Below are 19,711 nucleotides of genomic sequence, written 5' to 3'. Positions count from 1 at the left end.
AACTTACATACCGAATATTTAGTTGTTATTTAGTTTTTCTAAGCCTAATTTTTAGGCTTATTTGATGTGCCATAAATTACAAGATTAATTATTTTTTATTTTCTCTTGACATTTGATAGCTGGTCTAAATGAATTACGTAATCATTTAATCTAATTAAATTATATAATATTCTACAAAATTTATTAATACATAGTTTTTCAAAGATTTGTGAAATTGTTTGCACGTAATAATTTTTTTAAAAAATAATGTGCAATATTAAGTAAACTACGAGAATAGTTAAAAATTGATACATAAAAAATGTATCAACCCTTACCCTTTTATCAAGATTTAGATTGATACACAAAATTATTTACAGACCCTTTTTAATACTCTATGATTTTTTTAAAAATATCAAGAACTTCTCTATTATTTTTTGATGAAATAATCTTATCAACATTTTCCCTATTATCGACAAGGGACACCAGTTTTTTATACATAAAATCAAGTTCTTCATTTTTATTTGATCCAAAACATAAACAGATAACTAGTTGAACCTCATTATCTGACCAATTTATTTTTTTATTCAAAGTAATTACAGATAAAAAAGTCTCTTTTGTCACAGCCTCAAGTGGATGAGGTATCGCAACAAGATTACCATAACTAGTAGGAATTATAGACTCTCTTTTTAAGATTAACTCCTCAATATTATTAGATACTTTTCCCTTAGCCATTAATTCATTAGAAATAAATTTTATTACTTCATCTTTACTATCCAATTTAATATTTGTATAAATATCTTCTAAGCTTAGAAAACTTAAATCCCCATCATCATTCTCATAACATTTCTTCAAACTAAATCTATTTTCTATTAGATAATTTTCTATTTCCTTTAGAGCTGAACTTCCAAAAATATCTTTAACATAAATATAGGATACATGATTTTTGAACATTCTAATGGTAGCATTAGATAAAGGCACTGTTGATATTATTAACTCTATATCTTCTTTAGCAAATTTATTTAGATTATATAACTCTGTCGTAGATATTATATTTAACTCGTCATTAAATTCATATTTTATCTTACATTCTAATAGTTTAGAACTTCCCATACCTGTAGCACATACTAATAAAGTTCTTATAGGATTTTCTTTTTTATTTTTCAACCTTATTATTGCTGCTCCAAAATGAATAGCTAAATATCCTAACTCATCTTCTTTAAATTTAATATTTAAACTTTTTCTAATAATATCTGAAGCTATAATCGAAGCTTCATAAGCAGAAGGATAGTTTAATTTTATATCAGATAATAGAGGATTTCTTACATTCATGTTGTTTTTATGCCTATATATTGCCGGTTTTAAATGCAGAATTATTGAAGTTAATAGTTCATTATCATTTTTAAATTCAAATTGCATCTTAGAATCAACTGTATTAATAATATCTTTAGCCAAATGATATATTTCTTGATCCTTTTCATATAAATCAAAAATATTTTGGTCTAATATAAGCTTTGTGCCCATAAGATGCATTGTTATATAATATATCTCTTCTAATGGAAATTTTATATTAAACATGTCTTCAATATCTTTCACTATATTGTTAGCTATTGAAAATTCATAAGTCTTTGACAAATCCGATTCTATTTTTCTTTCAAAATATTTATTAATTTTGATTCTTTTAATTGCTATAGCAATATGAATAACTAAATTATTTAAAGCTATATCTGATAGTTTAATGCTTGATAAATCAACATTTTTTATAAGTATATTATATATTTCTTTGATATCCTCTTTATCAAATATAAAATCGATTTCATCATTTAAAGAAAAATAAGGACTATAGTTTATTTCATATATAAATGATGAAATTGTACTTCTTATATTTTTCTCACTACCTACAATTTTCATTCCGTAATTAGGCTTTGATTCTATATTTAAATCATTATTATTAAAAATTCTTCTAACATCTCTCATATCATTCTGGATAGATGACCTAGAAATATACATTTCATCCATTAAATCATCTAACTTTATATAATCGTCAGCAAAAAGTAATTTTAATGATATGTATTTGACTCTATCATCATGATCGGCATAGTTAAATTCAAAATTCAATAGTTCTTCTTGTTCAAATTTTCTGAATTTATTGACATTATTAATTATTAATTTATATTTACTTGAATCATTTTTTGCAATTTCCGAATCATACTTTAGCAAAACTTCATTAAGGGCTTTCAAATCATTTCTAATAGTTCTTTCAGTAACATTTTGTCTTTTACTCATATGTTTAATTGTCATATCAGAATATCTTAAATCAGAAACTATATTTTTATGTCTTTGTATCATTTTTTACCTTTCTATAATTTTTTATTAACTGAATGCAATTATCTTAAGCTGATATTTGGGCATATTAATCTATTTATTACTTTTCCATTAAAATTTAACATAAAAATTAACTTCCAGTAACTAAATTTACATATCATTTCATTTTGTACTGTGGCAAAAAATCTCTTTGCTTCTTGAGAATTTTTATCATAATCTATACTTGTTGAAAATAGGTCTAGAACCTGGAGATAGAAGACTTTTTCGCTTGAACGGATATCTCTTATTCTTGCTAGAAGTTCTTTAAAGTAATTTCCTCCACCCGCTGCTTTTAGCATATCATCATCTAGGGCGAAGCCTTTTAATATGTATTCTTTTAGGACTGTTGTGGAATATTTCCTAAATTGAACTCCTCTAACAGACCTTACCCTGTAGCCTATAGCTAGTATCATTTCTAGTGAATAATAGGAAATTTCCTTCTCAGCCTCTCTAGCACCCTCATTTTGAACTGTCAACTTATAGTTGACATTTGAAATATCTACTTCACCATCATCTAGAATTGCCTTTATATGTTTACTTATATTTTGCTTACTAGTTTGGAATAATTCTGCTATTTCATTTTAACTTAACCAAACTGTCCCATCTTCGTATTTTAAATTAATTTTGCCTTGCCATCTTCGGTGTTGTATATAATTATTTGATTATTCATCTATTAATTCTTTTGTATCATATTTAAGACCCCTAGCAGGTCAGTTTCTCTTAATATTTTACTTATTTATATTATATCATATAAATAACTGCTTATAAATAAAGGAAAGGACCATGAAATTGATTCACGGTCCTTTAGTTTATACCAAGATTTTCTTACCCTATTTCCTAGAAAAGGAATTGTGCTTAAAGAATTTTCTCTTCAAAACTTCTGCAAATAAGGCATATATTATGGATATTCCTAGCATGGATACGAGTGCTTTTAGTGGTAATTTTACTAATCCTAGGTAGGAATTTATTGGGCTATATATTATTGAAATTAATACAAGGCTTACGCTTAATATTGCTATTAGTAGGCCCTTGCTTGGTTTGCTTTTTATTACTGGTCTTGCTGTTCTTACTATTAGCATGACTATCATGGCTGAGATGACTGATTCTAGCATCCATCCTGTTTGGAAGAGTTTCTCGTCGGCTTTGAATATGAAAATCAAGACGAAAAATGTTAGGTAGTCAAAGAGTGATGATGTGATGCCAAATACTATCATGAATTTTTTGATAAATTTCATATCCCATTTCACTGGCTTTTCTAGCCATCCTTCATCTACTGAGTCTGAGGCTATTTGCAAGGATGGGAAGTCTGTCAATAAGTTTGTTAGAAGAATTTGTTTTGGCAAGAGGGGTAGGAATTTTAAGAAAATACTCGCCCCTGCCATTGAAAACATATTTCCAAAGTTCGCACTTGTTGCGACGAATATGTATTTCAAGGTATTTATAAAGGTTCTCCTGCCTTCTTTTATTCCAGATAATAATACTCTTAGGCTATTTTGTAAAAGTACAATTGAGGCTGCATCTTTGGCAGTGTCGGCTGCTGTATCTACTGATATGCCCACATCAGCTTGCTTTATGGCTGGTGCATCATTTATGCCATCTCCCATATAACCTACGATTTCTCCAGCTTCCTTGTAGGCTCTTATTATTTTTTCCTTTTGATTTGGACTAATTTCTGCAAATATATCTATGTCTAGGACTTTTTTGTTTAGCTGGCTTATAGAATATGAACTTAAATCTTGACCCAGCAAGATTTTTTCTGGATCAAGGCCTATCTGGCTTCCGATATTTTTGGCAATTTCGCTATTATCCCCTGTTATCATTTTTAATGCGACACCTAAGTCATTCATCTGACTTATGACTTCTTTGATATCTTCCTTTAATGGGTCAATAAAGAGCAAAAAGCCTTTAAAAACCATGTCTTCTGCCTTCTCATTTTCAAAATCAGACTCATCGTTTAAATCCTTATAAGCAAGACCCAAGACCCTGTAGCCCTGGCTTGAGAACTTAGAAAATAAGTCAAATATTTGGTCTTTAATCTCATCAATTTTTCCAACAGAACCGTCGGCCTTCTCATAAAATTTGCTTATATTTACAATGCTTTCAAAGGCTCCCTTGGTTACCATAAGATTTTTATTTGATAAATCAGGACCAGTTTTTACTAGTATACTTAGTATTTTATTTTCAAAAGAGTAAGGAATTTCAAATAGCTTCTTGTAGGCAGAAAAGTCTTCTTTGTTCGCACTTAAAATAGCCTGGTCAATCGGATTTGCATAGCCTTCTTGAAAATATGAATTGATGGCCGCAAATTTACTTAAATCTTCTGATTTTTCTCCATTGAAATTTAAGGCACTATCAAGCTTGACCTTTCCCTTTGTTATTGTCCCTGTTTTATCAGAGCACATAATAGTCATTGACCCGAAATTTTCTATTGCATTTAATTTTTTGACAATGACACCTTCCTCAGACATTCTCTTGGCACCTTGGGACAAATTCACACTGATTATGGCTGGCAACATCTGAGGTGTGAGGCCAACAGAAAGAGCCAGGGCGAACATAAAGGATTCTAAGAAAGGCTTATTTAAAATGATATTAAATATAAATATAAGGCCAATTAAAAGGCTTGTGACATGCAAAATTAAAGATCCAAAATCCTTTATCCCCTTCTCAAAGTCTGTATCAGAGTCCTTTTGGCTTAGGGATGCAGTAATCTTGCCAAATTCTGAATCTTTTGCCAAATTCACTACTACAGCCTTGCCAGACCCGCTAATCACATGGGTGCCCATCCAAAGGACATTTTTCCTCTCAGATAAAGTAGTATTGGCAGGGATTTTCCCGCTTATCTTCTCCACTGGAAAGGTCTCACCTGTAAGGCTTGATTCGTCAGTTGAAAGAGAATTGCCCTCAAGTAGCAAACAATCAGCAGGAATCATATCGCCAGTTTTAACGCTAATAATATCACCAAAAGTCAAATCTGCATTATCAAGCTCAACAAATTTCCCATCTCTTAGGACAGAAGAAGTAACACTTACCGAATAAAGGAGCTTTTTTACAGCATCCTTGGCCTTGCTTTCGTGAAGATAGCTTAAAATTGAAGAAATCATTATAATAATCAAGATAATAATCCCATCTGAATAATCCTTCATAAAAATCGACAAGATAGCCGCAAAGATCAAAATCATTGTTATTGGGCTTTTAAATTGAGACAAGAAAATCATAAATTGAGATTCCGACTTCCTCTTCTTAAAAACATTTTTCCCATAAGATTCAATTCTATCAGAAGCTTGCTTGCTTGATAGGCCAGCCTCACTTGAATCTAAGCTTTTTAAAACATAATCTTTATCATATGACCAAAAATCTTTCATACTGCCTCCTAGTTAATTAAAATATATTCCAAAGGCAATAAAAAGCAATTAAAAATACCAGTTTAGCTTTAGAACTAAGCTGGTATAGTTTTATATTTTTTAGATTATCACTAAATCCACCTAATTATAGAAAGTTTCAAATTTTTAGTCCCATCCCAGTCCCAGTACCGGAATTAAATGTGATTTCAGAAATATTAATCTTAAAAAGAATCATAATATAACTTCTCTATTTAAAAGTCAGATTTTCTTAATCCTCTTGGTGAGTTTACCCTATCCTTTGTAACTTAACGATAGAAAACATGGTGTTTAACAAAGTTAATTTTTTCAAATAAATATAAGAATAAAGCTTGTATAATTCATTTTTTACAAGCACTACTTGCAAAAGTTTAAATTCAATTAGAATAACTCTATTAGTTCTAGTTTTTTAAAAGGAGTCATGACTACATTTATTGTATCTCCATCTTTATCAAAAAATTAAACTTCACAATTTTTTCATCATAAATTAAAACAATTGTTCCCTTTGTTCCCTTACTTATTTCTTTGTAATCTTCTTTCAATCTTACAACATCTAATTCTTTCATTATAAATTTTTAACTCATCCAGCTTCTCTATCATCAATCTCGAAGGAACCGTCATTTATTTCATATAGTCTTTTTTTAAGCTTCTCTAATAATGCAAGCATTTTATACTTGTATTTTTTCTCTTGTTCTTCATCGAAAAAGCAAGCCTGATCATTATAATCAAAGTGGTAATAATATGTAAACAATTCTTGAATTGTTTCATTTATATCCCATAATTCTTTATCATTATCTACTTTTTCAATTCCTGTTAATAATCTTACTTTCTCTTCATCAAAATATTTAGTCCATATTGGACCTTCTCTAAAATCTAGCATGAGTTTTAATATTTTCATATAACCTCCTATCTTGGATAAACAGTTAATATGAAACCATTTGTTCAATTGCACGAAGAACATAATATTTTATACCAAATTTACAATTTTTTTATAATTTTTTCTATTTTTAATGACTGATTTCATAAGTATAGATATTCATTCCTTCTAGATATTAAAAGTCTTTTTGAAATTGTTTGAATATTATATATTCATCATTAAAATTAAACGATATATAATACACATTAATTAACATTCATAAACTCAAGATTTTTTTTAAACTTATCTGTATTCACCCCAACCTTTGAAACTTTGTTAAATATATCCTTCAGGTATACCTTAGCAGTATTTGTTATTAAATCTTGAGTATTATTTATCATTTGATCAGTAACAAAAATCATTATTTTATTTATTATATCTGCATTCTCTTTTGTTATTTCAATATAATAAGTAAAAAACCATAACGTGGATTGCTCTACGAAAAATTCTTTATCAAATCTTGATAATATATTATCAAAATTGATAGTGATGTCAGTGAATTTAACCAAAAATCTGATAATTAAATTTTTTTCCTGGTTAGATGCTAATATTGGATAACCTTCTGAACGCCTATCTAAAAAATCCTTTATCCATTTACAAAATATTTCTTCTTTTCCAAATTTATCTAGATTGTCAATATATAGTGATAACTCAGAATAAAATAGATATAAAATCTCTTCCGTCATACTTTCTCTAAATATATTAGGAATGTAATCTTTCATAGGATTTTCTGAAAAATTAAAAATTAAAGATATATAGCCCTTAAATATCTTCTTTCTTATATTCTCATCAAAAATATTTATATTTTTTATAGCTTCATGATATATAGGCTCAAAAACTAATGCAAATTCTGTATGTAAATATGATAGATTTACAAACCCAGTCCATGCTATATTTAAAAGTTCCTCATCCTGTGTATTATATTTATCTAATATAAACTCCCTGCACCATTCACTATCAATGCTGTAAAAGAAGGATACATTTCCTAATATTACAACTAATGAATCATTATATACTTCTTCATTTAACATTTGTTCTAAAAAATCCTTAAATCTATCATCTAAATATTTTTCTTCACTATTCTTTACTGAAATTTCTATTAATTTAATTAATGATAAAGCCAAATTGCCTTTGGATGAATACAATGCTCTAGTCATATAATCAAGTGATTTTTCTTCTGTATTACTAGAATACTTCCATAATAAATTAATCTTTTTATAAAAGAAATTTACAAGTTTATCACTAATTTTCTTTCTTGTATTTACAATTGAAAAAATAACACGAGATATCTCAAGATTATAAATATCAACTAGCGGATTAAAAAATACCTTATCAAAAGTATATATTAACTTTTTTTCAGATAAATTAGATCTTTCTAAAGACATTATAATACCTCTCCGAAAATCGGTATCTAGTTCATTTTCCTTGATTAATAATTCTATAAGCTTGTCTCTAAAATTTTCATTTTCAGAACAAATTTCCTCTAATTTTCTAATCAGCGTTATTCTCTCCGCTCGTTCAAACCCATCTCCTTCATAGGATAATAATTTATCAATGATTTTTTCTAAGTTATTAACGATTTCTGTTTCAGTATATGGTAATTGTGCATCACCCCATCTAACTGTAGTAGGACCTATTAATTTTTCTGGATTTTCTCGTGGTTTAAAATAATCATATCTCTCTTTAATAGAATTTATCTTATTAATAATATCCTTATTGCTTTCATCAAACCTTTGTAGCCAAATTAATAAGTTATATTTTTGATAAAAGTATGATTTGTCATTAAAATTTTCAGAAAGTTTTTCTTCATTCATTATTTTATCTAAAAACATTTTTTTATCTTTATCTTCTAACGCAGGGAAGATATCTGCATATAGCCAAAATAACTCTTCCATTAAGCTAACATCTAGGATTTTAATATTATTAGATTTTAATAAATTTAATTTTTCTTTACCTGTAACGTTAGACACGTGTCTTAGTATTAACAAGGAAGATCTAAGTAATATAGGAATATCTGATGAAATATATGTTTTATACCAATATTCTTTATTCTTATTATCCATACCTAATAAAAGTTCTTTGAAAATAATAAGAAATTGTTCAAGATTGCTTATATACTCTTCAGGTCTCGGATAGAACGAAGCAAATTCAAATTCTTCTACATTAAATCCCATAATTTTATATCTTTTCAAGTTATATAGTCGATTTGATATATTATTTAGTATATTAATATAATATTTATTCTTAAAGAATTTGTACTTATTCCACAACTCTTCCATAATGTAGTTTTCGAACTTAAAATCTATACCTATTTTATCAGTAGATATGATTATTTTTTTATTTAATACGAACGATAAACTTGAAGAATAAATTTCGTTTGCAACAAAATCTAACTTAGGTGTATTCTTATAACAAACATCTAACAATCGACCTACCAACATAAAATCTAAATTATTAAAATCAATTAAATTAATTAATTTTTCGATGTTTTCAATTTTAGTATTTTTATTACAAATTATTGTCGCAATTTCTATCTGTAATTTCTTGCTCAATATAAAATCTTTATCATAACAAAATTTTAAAAATAGATCATTTTCATTTATAATTATTTCTCTAGATAACCATTCTATTCTTTGAATACCAAAATCATCTACTTTATTAATAGAAAAGATCTCATCAAAATATCCCTTGTTAAAAAGGTATTCTGCCCAGTCTCTACTCTTTATTTTTGAAAAGAACTTATCAGAATAGTGTATATTGTTTAATATTTCTTTGATTTCGAAGTCAAATTCATCATTTATTTTATTTGGTACTTCTTCTGAAATGTCCTTAATTCTTAAACTCCAGCTATTATCATCCCTGGTTACTAAATTAGATACTCTAAGTAGGGAATCATATATTTGCTTATAATTATTTTTTTCATGAATTATAGGAGTTAATCCTAGTGGTATATAGTTACTAGCTTGGTCACTACTAGTAAAAATATATCTTTTTTTACCAGATAAATCTGGTAGAGACCTTGTAAAATACTTCATTACAATGTCATTATAACTATAGCCAATGAAAAGCACAGTATATTCTGACTCAAATAAACTTCTTAAAAATTTAGTTACATTCCCATGATACATATAAGATTTTCCAAAATCAGAATCTGTAAGAACAATATCTTGGGGATTTTCAACCGCACCATGTAAATGAACAATTCCATTAAATTTATCACCATATGGAAGTGCTGGATATGAATATATTCTTGATTTTCTATCCTTTTTTTCTAATGCACTTTCAAGCATAATATCATAATTAGTAGTAACAATACGAATGTCTTTTTTAAAAAAATCAATCAAGGATTCATGATTTTTATTTGGTTGAGTCTGAGTTGCGCTGAGTATATCGCAAACTTTACTGTGCACATCATGGTCTAAATTTTCAACTCTACCTAAGTATTGCTCATCGGATTCATCATTTCTTTTTTCTTTATTGGTCAATTCAGCTATTTTTTCCGAGAGTTCGTGAAAACTAGGTAGTTTGGTTGGTTCACTCATCGATACGCCCGCCCCACAAAAAATCACAAGTTTATCATTTTTTATTGCCTCTACCAATAATTCAGGGTACTCAATATTTTTTATTATCATTATTATCCTTCCATAATAAGTATGCAGATTATTAAATTTATATTAATTTCTATTGTATCAATTCCAAATATAATTTCAAAATTATATCACTTACTATAATCATAATATATATTTTACTAAATTCCATAGTTATAATAACAATTTACGGTTGTCATAATCAGCTGTCCTTATTATTTGTTTAATCATTCATGGAGTAATATTTTCTTTTTCTAAAAATCCTACATTAACGTGTGGAAATTATAAAATTTCATCAGCATGATACCAATCTTGTTTATTTTTATTTTAATCTAGAATTTTAAATAAATTAATATGCGTTACTCAAACCAGAGGTGATATCTAATATTATTTATTATTCAAATATTTGTTTTTATATTGTTCCTGCTTTTAATGTTTTTTTTATAATGAATTCCTGATTTTTTTATTCATCATTTTGACTATAAGTATCACCATATGCATTTAATATTAATTCTTGACCATTATTTTTACTTAACTGAATCATTCACCAGTTTGTCTTATTAAAGCCTACAAATAAAAGATATATTATCTAACAATCTTATAAGGTATTATATCGCTCATTAAATGGTATAATTATGACATGAAAAAATTTGAAATAACAAACCTAATTAGTTTCATGGAAGTTCTTCAAGAAATAACATCAAATGGAAGTAAATTTTTCTTTAGAGGAGAAGGATCTACGTACAAAAAACCTTTACTAGCTAGCGGCTATAGAAAAACACAATTTCAAAATCATCTAATAGAAGCCAGGCGTGATTACTTTAGAGAAATTGGATACATGTTAGACAATGATAGTAGAGAAAGTTTTATAGCATACAGTCAACATCATGGATTACCTACAGAACTATTAGATATAACTGAAAATCCAATAGTAGCACTATATTTCGCCTGTGCAAATGATATAGATTCTGATGGAATAATATATGCAATTAGTAATGACCTAAATATAGCCGATCCGCTAACTTCTAAAGTATATAATAACGAAGATGATATAGTCTCTATTAATCGTGACATGAAAGAGATAGGAAACCACTTTCAAGAAACTGGAGGAAAATTCTTAAAAATTCCAAATTCAGCTTTTTTTGAAGATATTATGGTTGACTTTTTAGCTCAAGCATCACTCGATAAGGCTTATGTAAATAGTAATAATATTTACTCGAAATTAAGATTATGTAAATATATCTTAGATGCTCATGATAAAGGCTTTAAGAACACAGTTATACACGATGATTATAATATACTTAAAAATGAAGAAAAAATAATAGAATTGATGAGTCTATTAGATAGATATTGTAATACAAGTGAAAAAGATGAACTTGAGAAATTTTTTGCGGAATTTTGTAATCTAAAATTTCTCAGGGAAATCATTATTGATACCGATATTAATAAAGATAACCCTTATCTTGATAGGATAAATAAATTAAATTATAAACCTTTAATTCTACTATTTATATTATCTTATGAAATACGTGATTATAAATTTCCCGTATTCCCAAAAATAATTTACAAACCTTCTATAAAATTTGATAGATGGAAAAATCAAGATGGTTTGTTTATATACCAATTAAATACTGAAAAAACCTTACCTTCGTCTAAACAAAGCTTCACTTTAAATATTAAAGAGATTAAGCAGGTGATACAGAAGATTGATTATCAATATGAGATTGTAATAAGTAATAAAAAACAAATACTTCATGAACTAGATAATATAGGTGTAAATAGAAAATTTATATACCCAGATTCTGATAATATTGCTCAATATATAAAAGAAAAATATAAATTATGAAATGAATATCTTATATAATTAAATTAAGACCACTTCTATTAAAATGTAAGTGGTCTTAATTTATTATATTTTATTAATAATATTTCTATTTTATGTACTAGTAATTTTTACTCCCATTCTTCTTTTTCAAATGTACGATACATCTCAAACCGTTCAGAATACTAGGTTCTTTTTTCTAATTTTCAACCGTCTTTGATACAATTAAACTGTTTCTCTAACCCTTGAACTATTTACATTTGGCCATAGAAAAGCACCTACTTAATATAAGTAAGTACTCACCTATGATTATTGATATTTATTATTTAGATACTGTTCATTTGCCTTTAAGAGCTTCTTATAGTATTCATCATAGGTCTTGCTAAATTTTCTAATAAGTGGAATTGCTATTTCATAATATTGATTTTCTTTCATAAAGTTTTCAAGCTTTTCCTGAATCTGTTTCATCAAGCTATTTTGATACTCTTCACTATTTTTATAGCTTTCATAATTAGAAATTGCATCTTCATTATCTTTGATCCACTTTTCTGGATCCTCAATAGCATCGAGTTTAGCCTGATTTATATCCTTTAAGGTTTTCATATCAAAGAGTGAGCTAATCTTCTCAATGTATTTTTTCTCTTCTTCAGTTAATTCAAAGGCAGGAAGTCTATCAAGATAAGCTATATATTTGTAAAAGGAATTCTTATCATCATTTTCTAATGGTTTATTCAAAAATGGTTGATATGCAGCAAATAACATTTGTCCAAAATATCCTGGAAAAGCAATTTCTAGTTTTTCATAGATAGTTTCTTCCACCTCAAGTAACGAAACTTTCTCATTGATTAATTCATCGCTTTCACCTTTAACAATTATTTCTAATATTTCCTTCCTTTTTTCGTCAAGGTCCAATTGATGTTGTTTTTCCCTTAAAACAGAAGACAGAGTATGGCCACCTGACGATATACACTGATAAATATCTGAGATACTCATTCCCAATTTTCTAAATATAGATACCTGTTTCAGAATTTCTAAATCCTTGCTACTATAGGCTCTATAACCATTCTCAGATTTCTGAGGATGAATAAGTCCTTTATCCTCATAATACTCTATTGCCTTCCTAGTTAGTCCCGTTTCTTTTTGAATTTCACTTCTTAACATGGTTATCTACCTCCTTTGATTAAAGGATAACACGGTCCCCAACGGACATGTCAAGCCCTATACATATATAAAATTCCCACTTATCTATAAAGCAAAACTGTACCTCAACATTTTTACGAAGCGCTTATTTTTTTGATAAATCTTATTCAAACCGACACTCAAACCGACATTTTATTGTCGCTTTTAACTGTACAAGCTATCAAATAAAAAAGACCATAACACTTAAGCTATGATCTAATCTTATTTTAAATTCTTTTGTGTATTTTGGCATACAACCCTCCATCCGTATTCTGGATTTTGGGGTAAGGTCAGAGTCGACCTATAATTATAAATCAATATCTGGAACAATTTGAATTTTATAATCAGGATAAAGTTTAGAAATTTCTTCTTCAATAACTTTTAATGCTTCATCTCTCTCTACATCAAAACTCAAGATAACATCAAATCTAATACTTTTATTATTTTTGTCTATATAAAATCCATGAACTTGGAGAGCCCAATCGTGATTCATAATCTTTCTTTCAATTGTTCTTCTAATTTCTCCAGCTTCCTTGTCCCTTGTGTTGTAGGAATTAACACCTAGAGCAATCAAGATAATATCAGTTTTTTTATAGATTTTGTATTGTATTTTTCTTGTAAGTTTATCTACTTCATCAACATCCATATGGTCTGGAAGCTCAACATGAAGAGAGCAGTAATATTTGTTAGGACCATAATTAAAAAGTGCAAGGTCATATACTCCAATTACAAGGTCTTCTTCTTTTACTAAGTCTTTAATCTTTTTCACCATTTCTGGATCGGATCTATGACCAATTAAATCATCAACAGTAGAAAGAATCATTTCTATTCCAGCTTTAATCATAAATACAGAAATTACAAGACCCACATAAGATTCAAGAGAAATTCCAAAAACCATAAAAACAATGGCAGAAAGAAAAACAGAAAGTGAAAGAATTGAATCAAATAGTGAATCTGACCCAGATGCAATTAAAGCGCCTGAGTTCACTTTTTTTCCTTGTCTTTTGACATAGTTCCCTAAGAAAAACTTCACTACAACAGCAAGACCAATTATAAAAATAGAAAGCTTGGTGTAGGCAGCAGGGCTTGGGTTAATAATTTTTTTAACACACTCTACTAGAGAAGTGATTCCAGCATATAGGACAAGGGCAGCTATGATCATAGAAGAAATATATTCAATCCTTCCATAACCCATGGGATGCTTCCTATCTGGAGCCGTGCTTGCGAGTTTTTCTCCTATAATAGTTACAAGAGAAGAAAGAGCATCAGACAAGTTATTAACAGCGTCAAGTGTTAAGGCAATGGAATTGACCAAAACCCCAAGTATTGCCTTGAAGACCGCTAATAAAACATTGGTTATTATTCCAATAATACTCGTCCTAACAATAATTTTCCCACGGATTTCTGATTCATTTAATACTTCAAAATTGTTATTTGACATTTTTTTACTCCTTATTATTAGCAATAACATTTTTACTAGCGGATATCTTTTGATCTATATATAAAACAAGATCTTTAATTACAAGTTTTTTAATAGACTGTGTGAGAGTTTCCATATAGGTCCAATCTATTTTATCATTTTTCAATTGTCAAATTAAAAATCGGTATTTCATTTGAATATATTATATCATATTTTAAAAACTTCATACAGGCATAAGATTTGTTTTGCCAAATTCTATTTAGTTTTTCTTAATAACAGGGAGTGGATCTGCCATATTTCTTTTGATAATTTTTCTATTTTTTCTTTCATATAATCTATATCTTTCTTATAAATAAGGCCAGTTGTATTAGTAGCTTTTGCAATCTAGTTTATATTATTTGTTGTATTTGAAAGTATCCATTGGAGATCTCTAAATAAAATAATCCTAGTAATATATACACAAAAAGACCGCAGTTTTTAAACTACGGTCTAATTTTTTGTCCTCATGTAAAGTACTTGGAAGAATTATTCAATTTATTCTTTTTACTCCCAGTACCATTTGAGTGGGTCGCTATCAAACTTGAAAATCACTCCGTGATTTTCAAGCCCATTCAGAATACTAGATTTTATTTCTTCTAATATAACTAAATCCACCTAATTATAGGACGTTTTCAAATTTTTAGTCCCTTCCCAGTCCCAGTACCGGAGAAATATTGTTTTAATATAATATCTGTTAATCTTGTTTATCCAGTTTTCAAATTAATCTCACTTCGAATTTACTTCATTTTTACTTTTTGCTTTGTGGGTTTAAATCTAAATATATTACTTGGTAATTATCCAGCCTATGGATATAAGACAAAAGATTTAGAGAATATGAAGAAAGGAGATTTTGTTAAAATATTTGGTCAAGTAAAAACAAGCATTGATAACAAAGGTAAAATATAGAATTGAAAAATGATATGGGATTTTCATATAACAAATTATGGAAGTTATTAATATATAAAAATATGAAAAAAACAGACTTACAATGTTCAATCGCAACAACACCAAAGACAATAGCAAAAATAGGAAGAGACGAAAATGTAAGTCTATAAATATTAGGAAAGATTTGTGAGTATTTTCAATGTGATATTGGAGATATTATTGAATATAAGTCAATGGGAATCAAGTATGATAACGGAATTTGATAGTATTCCATATTCCAATGATGGTAGAGGGCTACAATGCTTATTAAAAACTGAGCTTGCTTTAAATAATATTAATACAAATAAAGATAAAATAATTTTAATTGTAGAGCCAGAAAACCATTTGTCATATTCTAACATGAATAATTTAATTGATATTCTACAAGAAAATAGAATAACAAGCTATAAAAGTGTTGAAATAGGTGCTTTTATGATTTTAAAAGAAATCAATTCTATAATAAATTAAAAATCGTGTTGGTAGAAAAATCGTCTACTTCTACCAACACGATTTTACAAAGAGCCAGTACTTACATCTCTTTTTCTCCTGTAAAACTATTGTATCTTGATACTTTAAGGAGTTTCAATTATTCTATATGTTAATTGTCATTTTTTCGGATCTAATTTTAATAAAATAGCATTAATTGCAACTAAGACTGTTGACACAGACATTAGAATTGCTCCTACTGCAGGACTTAATGTGAAGCCAAAAGGAGCCAAAATTCCTGCAGCTAGAGGGATAGCTATAAAGTTATAACCGGCTCCCCAAAAGAGGTTTTGTTTCATTTTACGAGTTGTTTTGTGTGCTAGTTCAATGAACGATTCAATATCTCCTGGATCAGATTGAGTCAAGATGACATCAGCTGAATCCAATGCCACTTGGGTTCCAGCGCCTACAGCTATACCAACGTCTGCTAAGGCAAGAGAAGGAGCATCATTGACACCGTCACCTACCATGATAACTTTCTTTCCTTCATCTTTAAGTGTTTTAACTAACTCATATTTGTCTTGTGGTGATTGATTTGATCTATATTCAATCCCTAAGTCTTCTGCCGCGCCTTGAGCCGCTTTTTCATTATCACCTGTTGCCATAATTGGCTCTATATTGTTATTTTTAAGAGCTTCTATTAGCTCTTTACTGGTTGCTTTTAATTCATCCCCTAAAGCTACAGCACCAATGGCATCATCGTTTTCTACTAAGACACTGAGGGTTGCTCCTTTTGGAATATCCATATCTATATTACGTCCGTATGCTTTTTGACTGATTAATTGGTATTGGTGCCCATTGGCTTTACCTTCTACGCCAGCACCGGAAATTACATCAATGGAATCAAAGGATACTGGACTTATACCTTCTTGGTCGGCGAAGCTTATAATTGATTGAGCAATAGGGTGACTAGACCCTCCTTCAATACCTGCCAGTAAGGCAATGATTTCCTCTTTTGTATATTTTTCATTAAGAAGTTTTACATCTAATACTTTAAACTCACCTGTTGTTAAAGTACCTGTCTTATCTAAAATCATCACATCTGCATCTTGAGCTATTTCTAAAAATTCTCGGTCTTTTACTAGTAAGCCTCGACTTGCCCCTAAGCTTGTGCTACGAGCGGTGACCAATGGAATAGCTAGACCCAAAGCGTGAGGACAAGCTATAACTAATGTTGTGATAGCAAATTTTACTGCCGTTGGGATGTCCGCTATAAGCATCCATACTACAAAAGCTATTAGTGCGACAATGACCGCAATATAGAAGAGCCACCCTGCAACCTTTTGAGCAATATTTTCTGCTCTGGAAGGCTGACTTTGAGCTTGGCTGATTAAATTCTGAACTTGAGAGATGAAGGATTGATCACCTGTCTCATTCACTTTAATATAAAGAACCCCTTCTCCATTTGTTGAGCCTCCGATTACTTCATCGCCAGGACCTTTTTTAATTGATTTAGATTCTCCAGTCAAAAGAGCTTCATTTAGACGTGATTCTCCACGCTCGATAGTTCCATCTGCTGGCACATTTTCTCCAGCTTGAACTCGAATTAAATCACCTACCTTTAAGTCAGCAACTGGACGTATTTCAATTGAATCGTCTTCTAACACAACGTGAGCATCTTTCGGCACTAACTTAGCCAATTCTGCTTGTGCGTCTCCTGCTTCTCCAATAGCTTTCATCTCAATCCAGTGACCTAATAACATGATTAATAGTAATGAAGCAAATTCAAAGAAAAAATCCATAATTTGTTCACCTGTTACGTAGCTTGCTATTACAGTATAAATACTATATAAATATGAAACACTTAATCCTAAAGAAACGAGTGCCATCATTCCAGGTTCTTTTTGTTTAAATTCGTCAACTGCCCCTTGATAGAATGGACGTCCACCATAAATAATTAATATAGTAGATAAAATAGCTACTACAATATCAGAATATGGAAAAGTAAACTGGAATGGTAGGTCAAACCCAGCCATAGGGGATAAGAGCATAATAATGATTCCTAGTGGCAATGATTTTAAGAAAAGTTCCTTAAAGTTACCGTGATGATGGTGGTCATGCCCACTATGCCCGCTGTGATCATGCCCACTATGCCCACTGTGGTCATGCCCACTATGCCCACTGTGGTCATGACCAGCATGATGGTCGTGATGTTGATTTTTATGGTCTCCATGTTCATCTGTGATTCCATGCTCATGTTTTGAATGATCCATGTCGCCATGATTATGGTGACTGTGGGATGAATGTTTGTTGTTATTGTTCATTTTAAATTCCTCCTTATGCCTAATGATGATGTAAATGACACTCGCATTGTCCTTCTGGACAATTGCAATCCACTTCTTCTACTGCGGAAGATTTTTTCATCTCTAATATTTTTTCTAGTCTATCTATATCATCGAAGCTTAAAACATGATCTTCAATGATGTTTCCTATTACATTTCCGACTTTCTTATTGCAAATACGGTTAAAAATATCTTCTGCATAATCCCTTACGGCTTCTTTCTCTTCAATATTGGCAGTGTAAATAAACTTTCTACCTTCTTGCTCTGTATTTAGTACGCCTTTTTCAACTAATCGACCTAAGATCGTTTTGATAGTGGACTGTGTCCAGTCCATTTTTTCTTGCAATACGGAGATAACTTTTTTACTAGTTACTCGATCATTTGCCCAAACCACACGCATAACTTCCCATTCAGCATCTGTGATATGAGTATTGTATACTATTACACCCATTGTCTTTCCCTCCTTATCGTTTACGAGTGTAGACTTAATACTTAATATAAGTTTACTCTTGTAAACTTATATTGTCAAGTATTTTTAATAAATGTAAGCAACGCTTATAGCTTTTTATCTCTCCACTTCTATCCCATAATAATTTTCATAGTTTTTCCTATACTGAACAAGGTCAGAAAATTGCTCTTTATTCAAAGAATACTCTTGCATAAAGGCTCATTGAATTAGGGATTTTAGAAAACTGATTTAGAGAGTCTTTTAGGTGGCAAGTAGAAGGGGCTGTTGCAAAACTATGAATAACTATCGTCCCATCGCTAGAGGGTTCTTGTGAGAAATTTTTGGCCTAGCCTGCCGGCTCGTGGAGGCAAAATTTTTCACAAGGTTCCTCTAGCGATTTGGGACGATTTATTCATTCTGCAACAGCCCCTTTTGCGGGTCTGTAAATAATTTTGTGTATCAACCTAAATCCTGATATAAGGGTAAGGGTTGATAATTGGGATAAGATTTAATCCCAGCCTCGTATTCTATATGTCCATATGATGATCTAACTGTTTTTTTACTAGTACCATTTCTTGTATTTAATGATAGTGATTTTTCTCCATATTCATAGTGTAAATGCTAATCTAATTCTGCTTTCAAAAGTTCTTCCATTGTATCGCCTAGAAGGTCTTTTAGAGCTTCTTGAATATCTTGTACGCTTTGAGGCTGATATTCTTCAATTAACATTTTTGCTTCTTTTTGTTTCTGGTCTTTTTTGGCATAAAAACCTGCTAACAAAAGTCAAGTAGAAAAGCAAATTAATTTTACTTTTCTCCTTGTTAATTAGAGTTTAAATTTGAGCATGGCAAATAAGCCGGTTACAATCGGCTTGTTTTAGCTATTGTTGTT

At 29.6% G+C, this 19,711-nt stretch carries 13 protein-coding genes and 4 pseudogenes; 5 read left to right on the top strand and 12 right to left on the bottom strand.

Features of this window, described 5'->3' with window-relative positions; genetic code table 11:
- Positions 1 to 363: 363 nt before the first annotated feature.
- The 6 genes from NH286_RS08875 to NH286_RS08850 form a co-directional block, all read right to left on the bottom strand.
- Positions 364 to 2,325 (bottom strand): BglG family transcription antiterminator, encoded by a 1,962-nt coding sequence (locus NH286_RS08875; protein ID WP_265238370.1) that lies wholly within the window; start codon positions 2,323 to 2,325, stop codon positions 364 to 366.
- Between the two features lie 38 nt (positions 2,326 to 2,363).
- Entirely contained in the window at positions 2,364 to 2,816 is a 453-nt protein-coding gene (locus NH286_RS08870; RefSeq protein ID WP_265238369.1) for a virulence RhuM family protein, read from the bottom strand.
- A gap of 354 nt (positions 2,817 to 3,170) precedes the next feature.
- On the bottom strand, positions 3,171 to 5,702 hold the full coding sequence (gene mgtA, locus NH286_RS08865) for a magnesium-translocating P-type ATPase (RefSeq protein ID WP_265238368.1): 2,532 nt from the start codon (positions 5,700 to 5,702) through the stop codon (positions 3,171 to 3,173).
- A 446-nt stretch (positions 5,703 to 6,148) separates the two neighbouring features.
- Positions 6,149 to 6,283, bottom strand: a complete 135-nt coding sequence (locus tag NH286_RS08860; RefSeq protein WP_265238367.1) for a DUF4926 domain-containing protein — start codon at positions 6,281 to 6,283, stop codon at positions 6,149 to 6,151.
- Between the two features lie 14 nt (positions 6,284 to 6,297).
- The gene (locus NH286_RS08855; protein ID WP_265238366.1) at positions 6,298 to 6,615 is read right to left on the bottom strand and encodes an RNA helicase; all 318 of its coding nucleotides are present in this window, start codon (positions 6,613 to 6,615) and stop codon (positions 6,298 to 6,300) included.
- Positions 6,616 to 6,839: 224 nt separating this feature from the next.
- Positions 6,840 to 10,265 carry an SIR2 family protein gene (locus NH286_RS08850; RefSeq protein WP_265238365.1) on the bottom strand — a complete coding sequence of 1,142 codons (3,426 nt, stop codon included), beginning with the start codon at positions 10,263 to 10,265 and terminating at the stop codon, positions 6,840 to 6,842.
- A 595-nt stretch (positions 10,266 to 10,860) separates the two neighbouring features.
- Between NH286_RS08850 and NH286_RS08845 the strand changes: the two genes are divergently transcribed.
- Positions 10,861 to 12,066 (top strand): FRG domain-containing protein, encoded by a 1,206-nt coding sequence (locus NH286_RS08845; RefSeq protein WP_265238364.1) that lies wholly within the window; start codon positions 10,861 to 10,863, stop codon positions 12,064 to 12,066.
- Between the two features lie 285 nt (positions 12,067 to 12,351).
- Here the strand turns inward: NH286_RS08845 and NH286_RS08840 are convergent, their stop codons facing one another.
- The 3 genes and pseudogenes from NH286_RS08840 to NH286_RS08830 all read right to left on the bottom strand — a co-directional run.
- Positions 12,352 to 13,203: a MerR family transcriptional regulator gene (locus NH286_RS08840; protein ID WP_265238363.1), complete on the bottom strand. Its 852-nt coding sequence runs from the start codon at positions 13,201 to 13,203 to the stop codon at positions 12,352 to 12,354.
- A 325-nt stretch (positions 13,204 to 13,528) separates the two neighbouring features.
- Positions 13,529 to 14,662: a cation diffusion facilitator family transporter gene (locus NH286_RS08835; protein ID WP_265238362.1), complete on the bottom strand. Its 1,134-nt coding sequence runs from the start codon at positions 14,660 to 14,662 to the stop codon at positions 13,529 to 13,531.
- A gap of 234 nt (positions 14,663 to 14,896) precedes the next feature.
- Positions 14,897 to 15,076 (bottom strand): annotated as a pseudogene (locus NH286_RS08830) (hypothetical protein); the annotation flags it as partial.
- 396 nt (positions 15,077 to 15,472) lie between these two features.
- Between NH286_RS08830 and NH286_RS08825 the strand changes: the two are divergent.
- The 4 genes and pseudogenes from NH286_RS08825 to NH286_RS08815 form a co-directional block, all read left to right on the top strand.
- Positions 15,473 to 15,580, top strand: a pseudogene (locus tag NH286_RS08825) (DNA-binding protein); the annotation flags it as partial.
- A 20-nt stretch (positions 15,581 to 15,600) separates the two neighbouring features.
- Positions 15,601 to 15,732 (top strand): annotated as a pseudogene (locus NH286_RS10715) (XRE family transcriptional regulator); the annotation flags it as partial.
- A gap of 3 nt (positions 15,733 to 15,735) precedes the next feature.
- Positions 15,736 to 15,828, top strand: a complete 93-nt coding sequence (locus NH286_RS10710) for a helix-turn-helix domain-containing protein (RefSeq protein ID WP_414826866.1) — start codon at positions 15,736 to 15,738, stop codon at positions 15,826 to 15,828.
- On the top strand, positions 15,785 to 16,072 hold the full coding sequence (locus NH286_RS08815) for a hypothetical protein (protein ID WP_265238361.1): 288 nt from the start codon (positions 15,785 to 15,787) through the stop codon (positions 16,070 to 16,072). The genes NH286_RS10710 and NH286_RS08815 overlap by 44 nt, the downstream gene beginning before the upstream one ends.
- Positions 16,073 to 16,209: 137 nt before the next feature.
- Here the strand turns inward: NH286_RS08815 and NH286_RS08810 are convergent, their stop codons facing one another.
- The 3 genes and pseudogenes from NH286_RS08810 to NH286_RS10705 all read right to left on the bottom strand — a co-directional run.
- The gene (locus NH286_RS08810; RefSeq protein ID WP_265238360.1) at positions 16,210 to 18,354 is read right to left on the bottom strand and encodes a heavy metal translocating P-type ATPase; all 2,145 of its coding nucleotides are present in this window, start codon (positions 18,352 to 18,354) and stop codon (positions 16,210 to 16,212) included.
- A gap of 19 nt (positions 18,355 to 18,373) precedes the next feature.
- A complete protein-coding gene (locus NH286_RS08805) occupies positions 18,374 to 18,823 on the bottom strand; it encodes a CopY/TcrY family copper transport repressor (protein WP_265238359.1) in 450 nt (149 codons plus the stop codon).
- Between the two features lie 114 nt (positions 18,824 to 18,937).
- Positions 18,938 to 19,033: pseudogene (locus NH286_RS10705) on the bottom strand (relaxase); the annotation flags it as partial.
- Between the last annotated feature and the right edge of the window lie 678 nt (positions 19,034 to 19,711).

This window comes from Anaerococcus sp. NML200574, from assembly GCF_026131665.1.
Lineage (GTDB): Bacteria > Bacillota > Clostridia > Tissierellales > Peptoniphilaceae > Anaerococcus > Anaerococcus kampingae.
This window is presented reverse-complemented; position numbering and strand designations above follow the sequence as displayed.

Excerpts from the sequence above, each read along its gene's own strand:
- NH286_RS08845 (WP_265238364.1), top strand. The coding sequence starts at position 10,861 with ATGAAAAAATTTGAAATAACAAACCTAATTAGTTTCATGGAAGTTCTT.
- mgtA (WP_265238368.1), bottom strand. The coding sequence starts at position 5,702 with ATGAAAGATTTTTGGTCATATGATAAAGATTATGTTTTAAAAAGCTTA.
- NH286_RS08855 (WP_265238366.1), bottom strand. The coding sequence starts at position 6,615 with ATGAAAATATTAAAACTCATGCTAGATTTTAGAGAAGGTCCAATATGG.
- NH286_RS08860 (WP_265238367.1), bottom strand. The coding sequence starts at position 6,283 with ATGAAAGAATTAGATGTTGTAAGATTGAAAGAAGATTACAAAGAAATA.
- NH286_RS08810 (WP_265238360.1), bottom strand. The coding sequence starts at position 18,354 with ATGAACAATAACAACAAACATTCATCCCACAGTCACCATAATCATGGC.
- NH286_RS08805 (WP_265238359.1), bottom strand. The coding sequence starts at position 18,823 with ATGGGTGTAATAGTATACAATACTCATATCACAGATGCTGAATGGGAA.
- NH286_RS08875 (WP_265238370.1), bottom strand. The coding sequence starts at position 2,325 with ATGATACAAAGACATAAAAATATAGTTTCTGATTTAAGATATTCTGAT.
- NH286_RS08835 (WP_265238362.1), bottom strand. The coding sequence starts at position 14,662 with ATGTCAAATAACAATTTTGAAGTATTAAATGAATCAGAAATCCGTGGG.
- NH286_RS08840 (WP_265238363.1), bottom strand. The coding sequence starts at position 13,203 with ATGTTAAGAAGTGAAATTCAAAAAGAAACGGGACTAACTAGGAAGGCA.
- NH286_RS08850 (WP_265238365.1), bottom strand. The coding sequence starts at position 10,265 with ATGATAATAAAAAATATTGAGTACCCTGAATTATTGGTAGAGGCAATA.